The 17,389-nt window shown below is 70.5% G+C and carries 13 protein-coding genes; 2 read left to right on the top strand and 11 right to left on the bottom strand.

Annotated elements, in window-relative coordinates; genetic code table 11:
* Position 1: 1 nt before the first annotated feature.
* The 10 genes from VFZ09_RS47245 to VFZ09_RS47200 all read right to left on the bottom strand — a co-directional run bounded on the left by VFZ09_RS47245 (position 2) and on the right by VFZ09_RS47200 (position 12,363).
* Entirely contained in the window at positions 2–496 is a 495-nt protein-coding gene (locus VFZ09_RS47245) for a hypothetical protein (protein ID WP_329734423.1), read from the bottom strand.
* Positions 493–2,043 carry a lysine 5,6-aminomutase subunit alpha gene (locus tag VFZ09_RS47240; RefSeq protein ID WP_329734422.1) on the bottom strand — a complete coding sequence of 517 codons (1,551 nt, stop codon included), beginning with the start codon at positions 2,041–2,043 and terminating at the stop codon, positions 493–495. The genes VFZ09_RS47245 and VFZ09_RS47240 overlap by 4 nt, the downstream gene beginning before the upstream one ends.
* Positions 2,044–2,055: 12 nt before the next feature.
* The gene (locus VFZ09_RS47235; protein ID WP_329734421.1) at positions 2,056–3,087 is read right to left on the bottom strand and encodes an L-erythro-3,5-diaminohexanoate dehydrogenase; all 1,032 of its coding nucleotides are present in this window, start codon (positions 3,085–3,087) and stop codon (positions 2,056–2,058) included.
* A 163-nt stretch (positions 3,088–3,250) separates the two neighbouring features.
* Positions 3,251–4,258 (bottom strand): alpha/beta hydrolase, encoded by a 1,008-nt coding sequence (locus VFZ09_RS47230; protein WP_329734420.1) that lies wholly within the window; start codon positions 4,256–4,258, stop codon positions 3,251–3,253.
* A gap of 28 nt (positions 4,259–4,286) precedes the next feature.
* Positions 4,287–5,234 carry a uracil-DNA glycosylase gene (locus VFZ09_RS47225; RefSeq protein ID WP_329734525.1) on the bottom strand — a complete coding sequence of 316 codons (948 nt, stop codon included), beginning with the start codon at positions 5,232–5,234 and terminating at the stop codon, positions 4,287–4,289.
* 147 nt (positions 5,235–5,381) lie between these two features.
* Complete coding sequence (gene coaBC, locus VFZ09_RS47220; RefSeq protein WP_329734419.1) at positions 5,382–6,602, bottom strand: bifunctional phosphopantothenoylcysteine decarboxylase/phosphopantothenate--cysteine ligase CoaBC; 1,221 nt, start codon at positions 6,600–6,602, stop codon at positions 5,382–5,384.
* A 168-nt stretch (positions 6,603–6,770) separates the two neighbouring features.
* Positions 6,771–9,743: a carboxypeptidase regulatory-like domain-containing protein gene (locus VFZ09_RS47215; RefSeq protein WP_329734418.1), complete on the bottom strand. Its 2,973-nt coding sequence runs from the start codon at positions 9,741–9,743 to the stop codon at positions 6,771–6,773.
* A gap of 107 nt (positions 9,744–9,850) precedes the next feature.
* Entirely contained in the window at positions 9,851–11,113 is a 1,263-nt protein-coding gene (locus VFZ09_RS47210; protein ID WP_329734524.1) for a Stp1/IreP family PP2C-type Ser/Thr phosphatase, read from the bottom strand.
* Positions 11,114–11,192: 79 nt separating this feature from the next.
* Positions 11,193–11,717: an FHA domain-containing protein gene (locus VFZ09_RS47205; RefSeq protein ID WP_329734417.1), complete on the bottom strand. Its 525-nt coding sequence runs from the start codon at positions 11,715–11,717 to the stop codon at positions 11,193–11,195.
* A 46-nt stretch (positions 11,718–11,763) separates the two neighbouring features.
* On the bottom strand, positions 11,764–12,363 hold the full coding sequence (locus tag VFZ09_RS47200; protein WP_329734416.1) for a hypothetical protein: 600 nt from the start codon (positions 12,361–12,363) through the stop codon (positions 11,764–11,766).
* A gap of 120 nt (positions 12,364–12,483) precedes the next feature.
* Here VFZ09_RS47200 and VFZ09_RS47195 point away from each other — a divergent pair, with 120 nt between their 5' ends.
* Entirely contained in the window at positions 12,484–12,696 is a 213-nt protein-coding gene (locus tag VFZ09_RS47195; RefSeq protein ID WP_329734415.1) for a hypothetical protein, read from the top strand.
* A 175-nt stretch (positions 12,697–12,871) separates the two neighbouring features.
* A complete protein-coding gene (gene cysQ, locus VFZ09_RS47190) occupies positions 12,872–13,666 on the top strand; it encodes a 3'(2'),5'-bisphosphate nucleotidase CysQ (protein ID WP_329734414.1) in 795 nt (264 codons plus the stop codon).
* A gap of 122 nt (positions 13,667–13,788) precedes the next feature.
* Here cysQ and cysC read toward each other — a convergent pair whose 3' ends face one another.
* Positions 13,789–17,379, bottom strand: coding sequence for an adenylyl-sulfate kinase (cysC, locus tag VFZ09_RS47185; RefSeq protein WP_329734413.1), 3,591 nt, complete (start codon positions 17,377–17,379; stop codon positions 13,789–13,791).
* Between the last annotated feature and the right edge of the window lie 10 nt (positions 17,380–17,389).

Raw genomic sequence — 17,389 nt, 5'->3', positions numbered from 1 at the left:
GTTACTTCCCCTTCCTGGCCGAGGACTTCGCGTACGCGACACTGCCGGCCACCTTCTCCGCCAGCGTCTCGAAGCGGTCCTTCTTCTTCGCGTCCATGTGGAAGACGAGCGACCAGGTGGTCTTCCCGTCACAACCCACGTACGTCACCGTCTGCACCGACTCCGCGCCGTCCGGCGTGGTGTCCGAGTCCACGCGGCGCGCCGCCGGGGCCTTGCCCAGCTTGAGCTGCTTCCAGCCGCCCGGCTCGCTCCCCATGGCCGCGAGGATCTTCTCCAGGCACTTCTGCGGCTTCATCCCCGTGGACTGCACCGTGCCCACGTCCACCAGCAGGTACGCGTCCCCGGCCGGGTCATCGAAGCGCTGGGTGCCATCCGCCTCGGACTGCTGCCACTCGGAGGGCACCTGCAGCGCGAGCGTCTTCACCTCGTACTTCGTCAGCTCCGCCGCCGGCTCCCCGGCCGCGAGCACCATCACCAGCAATGAGCCGAGCATCATGGCGCCTCCAGCATGTCCTGGAACGGGTTGAAGTAGTCCGGCGCCTTCTCCAGCACGCCGTCCAGCCCCTTGCCGCCCGTCTCCGTGCGCTTCACGTCGCCGAAGTGGCCCCGGCCAATCGCCGCCACCATGCCGTCCCGCTGGCACTCCTCCAGCAGCTCCATGGCCTTGCCGAACACCTCGCGCGCCCGGTTGGCGATCTTCCCGTCCTCGCGCACGGTGAACTCCTCGTCGATGCCCGCCGCCGCCCGGTGGATGTAGCTGGCCGCCTTCAGCGCCACGTACCGGTCCGCCAGCAGCGGCGTGTGCATGGCCTCCGTCATCATGCCCAGCAGCTGGATGCCCTGCCGCGTCCAGATGGCCACCAGGTCCGCCATCACGTCGTACGCGTGGCTGAAGAAGATGTCCGTCTCCTTGTGCTTGGTGGGCGGCATGTACTTCAGCGGCGCGTTGGGGAAGCACCGGCGCACCAGCATCGCCTGCGACAGCTCCAAGAGCAGCGTATCCGCCCGGTACGGGTCGATCTCGTACGAGTGCCCCAGGCCCAGCTGCCAGTCCTTCAGGCCCGCGCGCCTGGCGAAGGTCTCGTTGATGAACTGGCTGGCGATGACGGTGTGCGCCGCGTCGTACGCGTCCGCGGTGGTGATGTAGTTGTCCTCGCCGGTGTTGATGATGATGCCGGCGGCGGCGCAGATGCGGCGGCTGAAGTACTGGTCGATGAAGGTGCGCCGCATGTTGATGTCGCGGAACAGGATTCCGTACATCGCGTCGTTGAGCAGCATGTCCAGCCGCTCGTAGGCCGCGGCGAAGGCGATCTCCGCCATGCACAGACCCGACGAGTAGTTGGTCAGCTGGATGTAGCGCTTGAGCTTGCGGCCCTCGTCGTCCAGGGCCTCGCGCATGATGCGGAAGTTCTCCTGGGTGGCGTACGTGCCGCCGTAGCCCTCGGTGGTGGCGCCGTGGGGCACGTAGTCCAGCAGCGACTGCGCCGTGGAGCGGATGACGGCGATGATGTCCGCGCCCGCCTGCGCCGCCGCACGGGCCTGATCCACGTCGTCGTAGATGTTGCCCGTGGCGACGATCACGTACTTGTGCGGCGCCTGGCCACTCCCCAGCTCCTTGCGCAACGCGTCACGCTGGGCGATGCGGGACTTGAAGTCGTCCATGGCGGCGCGGGCCTCGGCGCGCACCTCGTCGCGGAGGTTCTGCTCCATCTCCGGGGAGAGGGGCCCCAGCTTCTCCGCTGGCAGCGCGGTCAGCCGCTCCACGGCCTCCATGGGGCTGCGCGCCCCCATCTGCAGCGCACGGCCGTACCAGTACGCCGCGCCCTTGTTGAGGACTCCGGCCGCCTTGAGCCGGTCGACCATCAGGTTGGCGAGCGGCACGCCTCCGGCTCCCGCGTCGGAGATGCCGAAGAAGCGCAGCACGGTGCGCTCGACGGAGACGGTGGTATTGCGGCGGATGAGCTCGAAGATGGGCTCGGTGATGTCTTCCGCCAGCTTTCGCGCACGGGCGATCTGCGCGTCATCGATGAACGGACCTGGCATGGTGGCACCTTACTATACGTAACGCGTTTCGAAGAGGCGGCGCAGGGCGGGCTCGGCGCGCAACAGCTCGAGCGTGAAGTCCGCGTGCCCGGGCACGTAGCCACTGCCCACCACCATCGTCACGTCCTTGCCCACACCCTCGGCACCCAGCGCCGCCGCGGTGAAGCTCGTGGCCATGGAGAAGAGGATGACCGTGCCGCCGTCCTTCGCGCTGAGGATGGAGGCCATCTCCGTATTCCCCACCGAGGCGCAGTTGATCACCAGGTCGCACAGGGCGCCATCGGTAGCCCGGGACACCGCGTCCATGGTGTCCACCGCCTGGGTGGCATCCACCTTCAGGCCCACGTCGCACAGCCCGATGCCTTGCAGGGTATCGAGCGCCTGCTGGGAGATGTCGAGGGCCAGCAGCCGGCCCTGGCCCTTCAGGCTGCGCCGCGCCTGCGCGAGGCACAGCGCGCCGCTCTTGCCCGAGCCCAGCACCGCTACCGTCATGCCCGGGCGCAGCCACCGCGCCACGAGGGCCGGCGCGCCCGCCACGTCCAGCGCCGCCAGCGCCAGCGTGTCCGGCATGTCCGTGGGCAGCTTCGCGTAGAGGCCCGTGGCGAAGAGGATGGCGTGGCCGCGGATGTCCACCCGGTCGATGGACGGGTGCACGGCCTTCACCTCGTCGATGACGAGCGGCGTCAGGCTGAGGCTCACCAGCGTGGCGATGCGGTCGCCCGGCTGGAGCTCGCCGCGCGCCGGGTGCTTGGGGCCGATCTCCTTCACCCGGCCGATCAGCATGCCGCCCGAGCCCGTCACCGGGTTCTGCATCTTGCCGCGCTCGCGGACGATCTCCTGCACGCGGGCGGCGATGCGCGCCGGCTCCGCGCCCACGTCGTCCTTGATCTGCTTGAAGGACGCCGCGTCGATGTTGAGGCTCTCCACGTCGATGAGGAGCTCGGCCTCCCGGCAGGGCAGCGAGGGTTCGAGCTTGCGCGCCCGCTGGGGCAGCACGCCCTTCTCCCCCACCACGCGGGACAATCCGTATCGGTCGATGCTCATGGCTTCTCCAGGCCTCGGGTGGGCACGTGTCCCACCCGCTCGGGATACACGGCTAGCGTGTACCCGGGGGAACGGTGGAGCGCCAGAGGCAACGTGACCGGACGGCGACAACGCCCCGCGTCATCGCCGGCCTCGTTCCAGGGAGTGAGAAACGCCCGGGCGCCTACTCGATCGCGAGCCGCGGACCGATGACGGACAGCGAGCGCTCGAAGCGGTAGTTCACGCCGGTGTGGCCGTCCTCGAACTCCTCGTGCACGGCCTCGACGCCGCCGTTCTTGAGGTCCTCGGCCATCATCCGCGCGCCCCAGCGCAGGTTGAACTCGTCGCGCGAGCCGCAGTCGATGAACACGGTCTTCAGCTTGCGGAACGCGTCCAGGAACTTGGGCACGAAGCGCACCGGATCATGCACCAGCCAGCGGTTCCACACGTCCAGGCGCATGCGGCCCGTCTGCGCGTCGAAGGGCAGCTCCAGGTTGAGCGGCTCGCCCTTCTTCGGCGAGTAGGCCGCCGCCATGGCCAGCACGTTGATGACGCTGAAGTCCTCGCCGCGCGCCTTGGTCTCGCGGGCCCGCCGGGTGAAGTCCTGGTACCAGGCGTCCACTCCGCCCGCCTTGAGCAGCGCCGAGGCGGCCTTGGGGAGATCCGGCAGGTAGCAGTACTCGAAGTAGGCGTCCGGAGACTGCGCGCTCAGGTGCGAGAAGATCTCCGGGTGGTAGCGGCCCATCACCAGCGCGCCGTAGCCGCCCGAGCTGTGCCCCACCACCGCGCGCGCCGCCGCCTTGGGCAGCGTGCGGTACGTGCGGTCCACGCACCCCACCACGTCCTTGGCCAGGAAGTCCCGGTAGCGGCCGATGGCGTCGCTGTTCACCCACTGGCTGCCGCCCAGCGACGTCCACCCGTCCGGGAACACGCCGATGACCGGGGGAATCGTCCCCGCCGCCACCAGCGCGTCCAGCCGCTCGGGCACGCTCACCGAGAAGGCGGAGAAGTTCGTCCACGACTTGCCGCTGTTGGAGAACGCGTTGAGGAAGTACACCGCCGGGTAGCGCCGCGTGCCCTCCGCGTAGCCCGGGGGCAGGTACACCAACAGCTGACGCCGCGATGGATCTCCCAGCGCATTGGACTCCAGCGCCGGCGAGTGCATCTCCTGCGTCTCGAGGACTCCCTTCATCGCGTTCCCCCTCCAGGGACCTCCCGGCTCAGCCTCGCTGCCCGGGTTGCTTGCCGAAGAACTTCATCACCTGCTGCAGGTCCTCCCACGCCTTCTTCTTCTCCGCCGGTTGGCGCAGCAGATAGGCCGGGTGGAAGGTGGGCATCAGCTTGATGCCCTCGTACTCACGCCAGTTGCCCCGCATCTTCGTGATGGGGGTGGTGTCGCGCAGCAGCGTCTGCGCCGCGAACTTGCCCAGCGCGACGATCGCCTTGGGCTGCACCGCCCGGAGCTGCGCGAGCAGGAACGGCTCGCACGCCGTCACCTCGTCCGGCTCCGGGTTGCGGTTGTTCGGCGGACGGCACTTCACCACGTTGCAGATGTAGACGTCGTCGCGGCGGTACCCCATCGCCTCGATCATCTTCGTCAGCAGCTGGCCCGCCGCGCCCACGAAGGGCACGCCCTGCGCGTCCTCGTCCGCCCCGGGGCCCTCGCCCACGAAGGCCAGCTCCGCGCGCGGGTTGCCCGAGCCGAAGACGATGTTCTTGCGTCCGTTGCACAGCTTGCAGCGGCGGCAGTCGCCCAGCTCGCGGCGGATTTCATCCAGTGTCGGCCGCTCGCCCTCCACCACCCCGGGCAGCGGACCCGCGGTCGGGCGCACCACCTGGGCAGGGGCCTCGATGAGCCTCGACGCGGGGGCTTCCCGGCGCGCGGGAGCGGGCTCGGGGGCTCGGGCGGCCAGCGGGCGCTCGGGCTCGGGAGCCGGGGCTCTCGGGGGCGGCTGGGCGGCGGGCGCGGGCTGCGCGGCCACGGCCGGGGCGGGCTTCGCCGTCTGGGCTCGCAGACGCGCGAGTCCCGCTCCGCGCAGCTCGGCGGCCAGGCGTGCGTCTACCTGGAGGAACCGGCCACCGTCCTCCTCCTGCCAGAGGAGGTGACGGCGCAGATCCTCCAGCACTTCGCTCAACTCCTGCGAGGTCTCGGGGGCTTCGCTCACGATGACTCTGGGTTTATGGGTCCGGACGCCCCGGTTCAACCGCCTGCCGGGTAGGGTGCCCGTACGCTTACCCCAGCGTCGAGTACGACGCCATGGTGGAAATCCGTTGGGGACTGATTGGGGTCCCCGGGGGACTGATTGGGGTCCTTACTATCGAGGGGTCAGGAGGTCCTGGATGAGCCCCAGGATGGACCGGGCCACCTCGCGCTTCGTCCCGGACAGCTCCCGCTGCTTCCCGTCCCGCGTCAGCACCGTCACATGGTTCGTGTCCACCCCGAAGCCCGCTCCCGGCGCCGACACGTCGTTCGCCACGATCGCGTCCAGGCTCTTGCGCTCCAGCTTGTCCCGCGCGTACTCCACCACCCGCTGCGTCTCCGCCGCGAACCCCACCAGCACCGGCCGCTTCGCCCTCCCCGACACCCGCCGCGACGCCTCGGCCAGCACGTCCGGCGTGCGCACCAGCGTCAGCGTCTCCGGGCCCTCCGACTTCTTCACCTTCTGCTCCGCTCGCGTCTCCGGCTTCCAGTCGCTCACCGCCGCCGAGGCGATGAAGCAGTCCACCTCGTCCACCCTCGCCAGCACCTCGCGCGCCATGTCCTCCGCGCTCACCACGTCCACCACCTCGTAGCCGCTCCGCTCCACCGCCCCCACCGGACCCAGCACCACCGTCACCTTCGCTCCCAACCCCCGCGCCGCCTCCGCCAGCGCCAGCCCCATCTTCCCCGTCGACGGGTTGGAGATGAACCGCACCGGATCCAGGTACTCGCGCGTGGGCCCCGCCGTGATGAGCACGTGCCGGCCCGCCAGTGGGCCCGGAGCGAAGAGGCGCTCCGCCGCCTCCACGATGTCCTTCACCTCCGCCAGCCGCCCCGCTCCCACGTCTCCGCAGGCGAGCATCCCCGCCCCAGGACCCACGAACTGGAAGCGCGGCTCCGCTCGCAGTGCCGCCACGTTCTCCTGCGTCCGCTCGTTCTCCCACATCGCCACGTTCATCGCCGGCGCCAGCAACACCGGCCCTCGGAACGCCAGCAGTGAGGTCGTCACCGCGTCGTTCCCCATCCCCGCACGGATCCGCGCCAGCAGGTCCGCCGTCACCGGCGCCACCACGTACAGCTCCGCCCAGCGCGCCAGGTCCAGGTGCCCGAAGTTCCCCTCCTGCGCCGGATCGAAGTAGTCCGTCAGCACCGGGTGCCCGCTCAGCGCCTGGAACGTGAGCGGCGTGACGAACTGCTTCGCCGCCTCCGTCATCGCCACTCGCACCTGCGCCCCGGCACGCCCCAGCTCGCGCACCAGCTCGCACGCCTTGTACGCCGCGATGCCGCCTCCCACTCCGACGATCACCCGGCGCCCCTGCAGAGCCGAAGCTTCCATACCGGGTTCATTACGCGGGCCAGGTCGGGCTCGCAACCCCAGTGCACGGACAGGCGGGAAGACCCTCACCCCCACCCTCTCCCAGAGGGAGAGGGGGTTGACGCGGATCCAACCTGGGGCCTCGATACCCTCACCCCGACCCTCTCCCGAGGGGAGAGGGAATCTTGCTCACGGACCGAGGACGATGTCTCCCGAGGCTGGGAGTTGCACCGTGCGGATCACCGGGCCTCCCTCCATCTCCGTGTGGAAGTTCGTCCACACCAGCGTGTAGCGCCCCGGCGGGAAGCCCTGCAGCGTCACCCGCTCGCCCCTCGGCTGGTAGAGCAGTTGTCCGTAGCCCACCTTCAGCAGCGCCGTCGGCGGGCTGCTCACCGCCCCCACGTCCCCGGCAATCACCCACAGCGCGTTGCCCCTCTCGGGCGTGAGCTGCACCGTCACCGACGCCGTCCCCGGTGCCGGCCCGATGTCCAATCGCTTCTCCCCTCCCTCCACCTGCACCAGCAGCGCCGGCTCTCCCGAGAACTCGCGCGCCGCTCCCAGCGCGAAGCGGTAGTTCCCCGGCGCCACGTCCACGCTGTACTTCCCGTCCGGCCCCGTCACGATGTTCACAGGCTCGCCCCGGTCCGCGTTCACTCCCTCCAGCTGGAAGCCCGCCGCCGGCGTGCCGTCCGCCCGGTACACCGTCCCGTACAGCTTCGTCGCCGGCTTCAGCACCAGCTCCACCGGCTGCTGCCCCTCGCGCGACGCCTGCGCCGACGCGCTCAGCCTCCCCTTGCGCGCCGAGACCGTGAACCTCGCCACGAACGCCGGGCTCGGCAGCGTGAAGCGTCCGTCCGGCCCCGTCAGCACCGAGTCCTCGCACGCATCACACCCCACCACCGCGTCCGCCACCGGTCCCCCTCCCTCGTCCCTCACCAGCCCCGTCACCGATGGCGCCCGCTCCAGCACCAGGTCTCCCAGGTCGCTCGGCTGCGCCGGCTTGTCCACCATCAACGGCTCGAAGCCCGGCGCCTCCACCGACACGATGAGCCGATCTCCCGCCGTCTGCAGCGCCACCTCGAAGCGTCCGTCCGGGCTCGACACGTCGTGCTCGTCCAGCCGGAAGCGCTTCACCGGCTCCCCGTTGGATGCCACCACCCGGCCCGTGAACGTCCCGCGCTCCTCCATCACCACCCGCACCGCCTCTCCCCCCGGTGAGGCCTGCACACGCTCGCGCTGATCGAACTTCGCGTGCCGCGCCTCCACCAGGTAGGGCCGCCCGGGCTTCAGCGCACGCACCTCGAAGCGCCCCTGCCCATCCGTCACCACCGGCTCGGCCATCCGCGGCAGCACCGACACCGAGGCCTCCGCCACCGGCGCGCCCCGCGTGTCCACCACCTCGCCGCGAATCACCGCTCCCGGCTCCAGCGTCACCGTCACCTTCTGCGTCTGCCCGTCCGCCACCACCACCTTCTGCCGATCCGAGGGCAGGTAGTCCTTGTGCGCGGCCACCATCGAGTACGTCCCCGCCGGCAGCCCCCGCATCGGCACCATTCCGTCCGGCCCGGACGAGGTGTCGCTCCGGAAGATGTTCTCGTTGTCCACCCACAGCACCACGTCGGCGCCCTCCAGCCGGCGCCCCTCCCCCATCACCGTCACCTCCAGCGCCGCCCGGGGCTCCAGCTCCAGCTTCACCCCCTCGGCCGGCGCCGTCGCCTTCACCTGCCCACCGCCCCACTCCGAGTGGTGCGCGTGCAGCTCGTACAGGCCCGGCGTGGGCACCGGTGCCGTGAAGTTGCCCTCTCCGTCCGCCGACACCGCGTCGCCCGTGGGCTGCACCAGCACCGACACGTTGGGCGCCGGCCGGCCGTACTGGTCCAACACCTGCCCGCGAATCAGCGTGGCCCGGGCCAGCTCCAGCTCCAGCGTCGTCTCGCCCTGCTTCACCCGCGCCGGCAGCTGCGCGTCCCGGTAGCCCTCCGCCTTGCCCTCCAGCACGTAGTCGCCCACCGCCAGCGGGCCGAACTGCACCAGCGCTCCCGTGGCCGCCTTCTGCGATTGGATGGGCCTGCCCCGTGACGTGCGCAGCACCAGCTGCGGCGAGGCCACCGGCTCCCCCGCCTCGTCCACCACCGTCACCAGCAGCGTGCCCGCGTCCTCCAGCTCGAGCGTCACCTGCGTGAACTGCTCGCTCAGCGTCAGCGTGCGCGGAATGGCGCCCAGCTTCCCGGCCTCGGCCGTCACCACCAGCTCGTCCGGGTACAGGCCCTCGAAGCGCGCCACCCCGCCCTCGGCTCGAGCCTCCCGCGACAGGTGGTCCGCCTTCAGCCGCACCGTGGCCGTCACCGGCGTGCCCTGCCGCATGACGCGCACCTCCAGCGTCCGCGACGTCTCCAGCCTCAACCGCACCGGCTGCGGGCCCGCCTCCACCAGCGGCTCCACCGCCGGCAGGAAGCCCTCCGCGCTCGCCAGCACGTAGAAGGGGCCCTCGCCCAGCCCGGACAGCGTGAAGCGCCCATCCGGCCCCGCCACCGTCTCGGACGGCAGCGGCACCTTGCGCGACACCGCGTACACCCGCGCCCCCGCCAGTCCCCGGCCCGCCCCGTCCACCACCTGCCCGCCAATGCTCCGCAGGGGCGGCAGGAACAAGTCCACCGGATCTCCCGGGGCCGCGCGCTCGCGCATGGCCGCGCCAAAGCCCGGCGCCCTCGCCCACACGGAGAAGGACACCCCGGCCAGGTGCTCGAAACGGAAGCGCCCCTGCCCGTCCGTGCGCGCCGTCGCCTTCGGCTGGAGGAATCCCCGCGCCTGCTCGAAGAAGGCCAGCGCGTGCAGGCCACTCTCCCGCGCCGGACACGCCAGCAGCGCCTGCCCACACTCGTCACACCGCACCGAGGTGAGCGTCCTCTGCGCGCTCGCGGACAGGAACACCTCCGCGCCGGGCACGGGCCGGCCCGCGGAGTCCAACACCCGCCCCGTCAGCGTGAGGCCCTCCTCACTGCCGGAGGACACCTCCACCGCCTCGAAGTCGGGCAACACACGGGCCGCGGACGCATCCACGGCGGACGACGGCGGCGGCGGTGGCGTACCTTGAGGCCACAACACCGCCACCGCCACGATGACCAGGGCGGCTGCCGCCCCTATGACGAGCCATTTGCGCATGGGACGGCGCGGGACGTTACCCCCGCGACCGGCCTGCCAACCGACATTCCTGGCCTTTCATTCCGGCCAAGTCGCCCGGCGGACGCCTTCCGCCCGCCGGGTGCTCACTACTCCTCGGCGAACGGCTGGATGGCCTGCGCCACCGCCAGCTCCTGCCTCGCCTCGCTCAGCTCCGAGTTCGTCGCCCTCAACCGGTCCGACAGCACCTGGACGAAGCTCCACAGCATCTTCACCGCCAGGATGGACTCGCGCTTCATGAGTCCCATCAGATCCGAGCGTGAAATCACCATGGTGCGCGTGGGCTCGACCGCCCGCACGGTGGCCGAACGGGGGGCGTTGTCGATGAGCCCCATCTCTCCGAAGTGCCCACCCGGGCGCAGCTCGGCGATCTCCACCCCGCTCTTCTCGATGACCACCCGGCCCCGGATGACCACGAAGAGCTCCTCGCCCGGCTGGCCCTCCACGACGATCTCCCTCCCGGCCGGGAAGGTGCGCGTGGTGGCGATGGACAGCACCGCCGTCTGCTCCTTGTAGGTGAGGTGGCGGAAGAGCGGAATCTTGCGCAGCGCCTCCATGCGGCTCTGCGCCTCGGAGGTCTCCGCCTCCATGGTGCCTTCGCCGGAGACCTTCACCACCACCGCGGTGATGTTGTCCTTGCCCCCGCGCTCGTTGGCCAGGTCCACGAAGCGCTTGGGCAGCTCCGCCGGCTGCGTGCCCTGCACCAGCGGCAGCACCTCGTCGTCGTCCAGGTAGCCGTGCAGACCGTCCGAGCACAGCAGGAACAGGTCCCCCGGGAACAGGTCCACAATGAGCGTGTCGACCTGGACGGACTCCTGGATGCCCACCGCGCGGGTGATGACGTTGCGGTACTGCGAGGTGGCGGCCTGCTCCTTGGTGATGGTGCCGGCCTTGAGCTGGGCGGCCACCAGGGTGTGATCCTCGGTGAGCCGGTGGCACTGGCCGTGACGCACCAGGTAGATGCGCGAGTCACCCACATGGCCGATGACGCCCTTGTTGCCGCTCACGGCGAGGCACACGAAGGTGGTGCCCATGCCGCGCTTGGTGGGGTCCGCCAGGGCCATGCGGAAGATGTCCGCGCACGCGCGCTGGATGGCCACCTCCATCAGGGCCTGGGCCGCGTTGCGCGCGTCCTGGCTCGTGTTGGTGCTCAGGTCCTTGAGCAGGTGCCGGTTGGACACCATGTGCTGGCGGACCACCTCGGTGGCACGGTTGCTGGCCACCTCGCCCGCCGCGTGCCCTCCCATGCCATCGGCCACGATGAACAGGCCGAGCGGGGCGTCCACGAGCATCGCATCTTCATTGTGTTGCCGCTTCCGGCCCACGTCCGTCTGACCGAACGCCTCTGTCATCAATGGCACCGCGAACGCTCCCTGTTCCCTCGAAAGGGGTGAATCACACGTTTCGAAGCCCGTGAAAGGGCTGACAAGCTCACGGTCCCACCCGCCGCGACAACACCTTCGTGAAACCACTCGCCAGGTAGAACGTCACCTCCACCTGGCCGAAGCGCAGCTTCGTCCCGTCCGTGATGGGAGAGGGGCGCCGCGGGGTCAACCGCACCCCTCCCACGAACGAGCCGTTCTTCGAGCCCGCGTCGGTGAGGATGAAGCGGCCATCCGTCTCGCGCTGGAACCACGCGTGGAAGCGCGACACCGTGCCGTCGTCCAGCACCACGTCGTTGTTGCCCGTGCGCCCCACGGTGATTCCCCGGCCGAACGCGTTCTCCTGATTCTTGACCACCGGGAAGACGATGGGCTCGCCCACCCCCAGCATCGGCGTGGACACGCTGGTGAGCGTCTTGAAGTGGTGGTGCGTCTCGTCGTCGTCGTCCCCCTCGGACGCGCTCAGCAGGGAGGGCGCGGGCGAGAACACGAGCAGCGCCGCCGGCAGCGTGCGCTCATAGTCCGCCCGCTCTCGCTGGAAGCGGCCGATGTGGAGGCTGAGAAGCTCGACCATTCGCTACACACTTCACCCCACCCGGGGGGTGGGGGTCCAGAGGCGCCTAGCGCCAGTCCGCATAGAATCCCAGTTGCAGTCCGCCCACATACGACCGGGACAGACTCGACCGCCTGTAGTTGTAGGGATCACCATATCCCACGGTGAAGCCGAGGGAAACGGAGCTGAAGCGGTAGCCGATGCGCGCCCGCCCATCCAGCAGGCCGCCCAGGTAGGACTCCTCGTCCTTGGGGCCATTCTGGAAGCGGGCGTGCAGCCAGGTGGGGCCGGTGCCGATCTGGAAGCCCCACTCCCAGCCGGGCCCGCGGCGGCTGGTGTACCCCAGGGCGAACATCAGCGAGTAGTACTGGAAGGACGTCATGGGGACGCTCTCCCCCTCGACGACGGTGGACGGGCGGACCACGGCGAGGGCCGCCATGGGCTCGATGAGCAGCCCGAGGGCATCCGTGCGGCCCTGGAAGAAGACGAGCTGCCACTGGATGCGGGCCTGGGGGGCGATGACGTCCGGGCGGATGAAGGTGCCCAGGTAGGCCGCCCGGGGGACCCAGGGAGGCGTGGGCGAGGGCGGCTGGGGAGCGGGCTGGGCCAGTGCGGCCGAGGCGAGACACAGGGTGAACAGGACGCAGGGCACAAGGCGACGATTCATGACGCTTCCTTACCTCGCTTCCGGCCAGGGCTTGTCAAGCGCTTGTCAACGCGGGTTTACGTTGGCTATAGCACGTTACCCCCACCCTGTACGGGAGGGTTCCAAGGAGTCGTTTCCCACATGCCCGGTGCGTCAACGCGTACAGGCAACACCAAGAAGAGTCCCGCGCGGACCGAGACCCTGGTCCGCAAGGCGGCTGCCGCCGCCACGGGCCTGCTGGACCGGAGTGAGCGCGTGCTGGTCGTCTACGACGAGGGAGGGGCCACCCTCTACTACGAGTCGGACGACGCGGAGGATGGCATAGGCCGCCGCAAGCTGCCCCACGCCTCCTGAAGTGACGAAGTCGTGAAGTGAAGCGGCGTGCCGGCTGCGCCGCCCGGAGCCCTGGACCGTACGTCTCCGGAAGTCAGTCCCCAGCCGGAATCCCGAGCTCCCCGCTCGGACCCACCGATGAGCGCCGTCACGGGGAACGGCGCCCGGTACTTCCCCGCCCTCCACCATGACGAAGATGGATGAAGCCCTGGTAGCGGCCGTGTGCGAGGTGGCGCGGGAGGCCGGACGGGCCACGCTCCCGTTCCATGGAGGCGCCGTCTCCGTCGAGCGCAAGGGGGATGACTCCCCACTGACGGCCGCGGACAAGGCCTCGCACGCGCTCATCCTCGACGCACTGCGGCGGCTGACGCCCGACATCCCCGTGCTCTCCGAGGAGTCCAGCGAGAAGGACGTGGCCGGGCGGCGCTCGTGGCGCACCTTCTGGCTGGTGGATCCGCTCGACGGCACCAAGGAGTTCATCAAGGGCAGCGGCGAGTTCACCGTGAACATCGCCCTCATCTCCGGCTCCGAGCCCGTGCTGGGCGTGGTGCACGTGCCCGTCACCGGCGTCACCTACTGGGGCCAGAAGGGCGCGGGGGCCTTCGTGGCCCGGCCCGGCCAGGCGCCAGAGGCCATCCGCACCCGGCCGGCGAACCTCGAGCGGCTCGTCATCGTGGCGAGCAAGGACCACGCGGGCCCCCAGGTGGAGGCGCTGTTGAAACGGCTCACCACGGCGAGCACCGCGAATATGGGCAGCTCGCTGAAGTTCTGCCTCGTCGCCGAGGGCAAGGCGGACTTCTACCCGCGGCTCCAGCCCACCTGCGAGTGGGACACCGGGGCGGCCCAGTGCGTCCTGGAGGCCGCGGGCGGCGCCGTGACGGACCTGGCGGGACGAAGGCTCGTCTACAACAAGGAGCAGATCCTCAATCCGTCCTTCCTCGCCTTCGGCGACTCCCGCCCGGATTGGCTCGCGCTGCTCGAGGGACGCTGAGCCAATATTCCCTCTCCCCTCGGGAGAGGGGAAATGGACGCAGTGGAGGGGAAATGGACGCGCTGGCGGGGCAATGGGCGCGTTGTCGGCGCTGAGTCCCTGGGGCACTCCTTCACGGACGATCAGGTGATCAGCCCGCGCTCCCTCAGCGTGGTGAGGACACGCTCCACTCCCACCTCCACCGTCTCCGAGTCGGTGCGCACCAGCACGTCGGGCGACTCGGGGGCCTCGTACGGGTCCGAGATGCCGGTGAAGTGGGGGATCTCCCCCGCCAGCGCCTTCTTGTAGAGCCCCTTCACGTCACGCCGCACGAGCACGTCCAGGCTCGCCTGCGCATACACCTCGATGAAGGGAATCCCCTCCTCCGAGGCCAGCCGCCTCACCTCGTTGCGTGAGTCGCGGTAGGGCGAGATCGCCGCCGAGATGACCGCCACCCGGTGTCTGGCCAATATCCGCGCCACGTAGCCGATGCGCCGGATGTTCTCCTCGCGGTCGGGCCGGGTGAACCCCAACCCTCGCGACAGAAAGGTCCGGATCTCATCCCCGTCCAGCACCTCCACCGGGCGGGTGCTCTGCAAGCGGTGGCGGATCGCCTGCGAGAGCGTGCTCTTGCCCGCCCCCGACATCCCCGTGAACCAGACAATGAACCCCCGCGGACCCGCCGCGTCCGACAGCTCACAGCGCATGGCCACCTCCTCCCCCCCAGCATACCCACCTTCACTCACTCCCGTGTGAGACGCGCCAGCCATCACCGGGCCGAGCTTCTCCGCCAGCGCGGCGGGCGTGGGCGACTCCATCACGTCCTTCAATGCCAGCCGGGTTCCAAACCGATCCGCCAGCCACGCCGTCAGCCGCAGCGCCATGAGCGAGTCCCCGCCGAGCGAGAAGAAGTCATCGTGAATGCCGACCTCCCCCAGGCGGAAGACGTCGCGGAAGCACTCGATCAGCGTCTGCTCGGTGTCGTTACGGGCCGGCACCACGGCGGCACCCCGGCGTGCAGCCTTCGCGGGCGCCAGGGTCCGCGAGGGCGGTGGCGTGGGAGGCTGTCCGGCCGGCCCGGCTCCCCCCGGTGTGGACGGCGCCACGGGCTCGAGCCAGTACCGCTCGCGCTCGAAGCCGTAGCCCGGCAACACCACGCGGCGGCGGCGCTCCCCGGCGCGGAACCGCTCCCAGTCGATCTCCACCCCCGCGAGCCACGCCTCGCCGAGCGGCACCAGCGGACTGGCCGGCGGAGCGGAGACGTCCGGCAGCGAGGCCACCACCGGCTGCGACGTGCGCGCCGGGTGCTGCCGCGCGAGCGCGCTCAGGATGGAGCCCGGCCCCACCTCGATGAACGCCCGCTCCCCCGAGGAGAGCAGGAAGGCCAGGCCGTCGGAGAACCGGACCGTCTCCCGCAGGTGACGCACCCAGTACCCGGGATCCGTCGCCTCGCGCTCCCCCAGCCAGCGCCCGGTGACGCTCGACACCACCGGCAGCTTCGGCGGACACAGCTTCACCTGTGACACCCGCCGCCCGAAGTCGGCGAGGTACGGCTCGAGCATCGACGAGTGCATCGCCCTCGGGTAGCGCACCCGCTTGAAGGAAACGCCCCGCTCCCCGAGCACCTTCTCCAACACGTCCACCGCCTCCACGGGCCCGGCGATCACACACGTCCCGGGGCCATTGATCGCCGAAACGGACAGCTCCGGCCCGAGCAGCGGCTCGACCTCCCCCACGGGGGCGAGCACCGAGACCATGGCGCCCTCGGGCATCCCGTCCACCAGGAGGGCGCGCGCCGCGACGAGCGACGCGGCCTCCTCGAGCGTGAAGACACCCGCGAGGCAGGCCGCCACGTACTCTCCGAGCGAGTGGCCCAACAGGGCCTCGGGCTCCACGCCCCAGGAGCGCCAGAGCTGCGCGAAGGCCCAGTCACAGGCGAACAGCGCCGGCTGCAACCACCTCGGCTGATCCAGCTCGCGGCTCGCGGCGTCGAAGCGCTCGGACGGCGCGAACATCACCTCCCGGAGATCTCCCCCGAGCGGCCCGCGCATCAGCCCGGCGCACCGGTCGAGCGCTTCACGGAACACGGGCTCTCGCAGGAAGCAGGTGCCCATGTTCACGCGCTGCGCGCCGCCTCCCGGGAAGAGGAACACCGCCCCCCGCCGCACGGCCTCGTCGTGTGCCGTACGCACCCGTCCCGGCTCCCGGCCCGCGAGCCATGCCCCCGCCTCCTCGCGCCGGCCGATGATGACCGCGCGCCTGAACGGGAAACGGGCCCGCCCCACCTGGAGGGTGTGGGCCACGTCCGCGAGCGGCTCGCTCCCCTGCCCCAGGTGCCCGGCCAGCGCATCCGTCATCCTCTCGAGCGCGGCCTCGGACTTCGCCGACACCAGCACCAGCTCCTCGTCACGCCGGGGCGCATCGCCCGGGACAGCGGGAGGCTCCTCCAGGATGACGTGGGCGTTGGTGCCGCCGAAACCGTAGGAGCTCACCCCCGCGCGCAGCGGCGTGGGACCACTCCACGGGCGTGCCCGGTCCACGACGTAGAACGGGCTGCGCTCCAGCCCGAGCCGCGGGTTGGCCTCCTGGAAGTGCAGGGTCGGCGGCAGCATCCGGTTCTCGAGCGCCAGCACCGTCTTGATGAAGCCGGCGATCCCCGCCGCCGCGTCCAGGTGCCCCAGGTTCGTCTTCACCGAGCCGAGCCCACACGAGCCCGGCGCTCCTCCGCGGAACACCTGCTCGAGCGCGGAGACCTCGATCGGATCTCCCAGCGGCGTGCCCGTCCCGTGGGCCTTGATGTACGAGATGGAACGCGGCTCGACCCCGGCCAGGGACAGCGCCTCGGAGATGGCCGCGGCCTGGCCCGTCACCGAGGGGGCGGTGAAGCCCGTCTTCGCGCCACCGTCGTTGTTGATCGCCGAGCCCAGGATGACGGCGCGGATGGGATCCCGATCGGCGAGCGCGTCGGAGAGCCGCTTGAGCACCACCACGCCGACGCCGTTGCCCGTCACCATCCCCGCCGCCCGGGCATCGAAGGCGCGGCAGCGGCCATCGGGCGAGAAGATGCCGCCCTCCTGATAACGGTACGCCTCGAGCTGCCGCGCCCGGACGCAGGCGCCCCCCGCGAGCGCCACGTCGCACTCCCCGGCGATCAACGCCTGGCACGCGACGTGGACCGCGACCAGCGACGTCGAGCAGGCGCTCTGGACGTTCAGCGCCGGGCCGGTGAGATCCAACTCGTAGGAGACGCGCGAGGCGAGGAAGTCACCGGCGGTGCCCAGCACGTTCTCGATGAGACCACGCCCATTGCGCGCGGCATGGGGCAGCACGCTGGAGAGCAGATACGTGCTGAAGGTGGCTCCCGCGTAGACGCCCGCGCGCATCGGCCTGCCCCGGGGCGCGTACCCGGCCGACTCCATCGCCGTCCAGGCACACTCGAGGAAGAGCCGGTGCTGCGGATCCATCTGCTCGGCCTCGCCCGGCGTGTAGCCGAAGAAGGTGGCATCGAAGCACTCGGAGTCCTCGAGCACGCCGGCCGCGGCCATCCAGCCCTCCTCCGAGGGAAGGCCGGCCTTCGCGCGTTGCGCGGCATCCAGGCGGGTGATCGACTCCACTCCCTCGACGAGGTTGCGCCAGAACTGGCGCTCGTCCGCCGCTCCGGGGAAACGCAGCGCGAGGCCGACGACGGCGATGGCCATGTCCCGGGACGGGACGTTTTCGTTCAGATCTTCCACGTGCATTGCT

It is taken from the genome of Archangium sp., from assembly GCF_036277355.1.
Lineage (GTDB): Bacteria > Myxococcota > Myxococcia > Myxococcales > Myxococcaceae > Archangium.
Note: the sequence above shows the minus strand (reverse complement) of the source record. Positions and strands in the feature narration are given on the sequence as shown.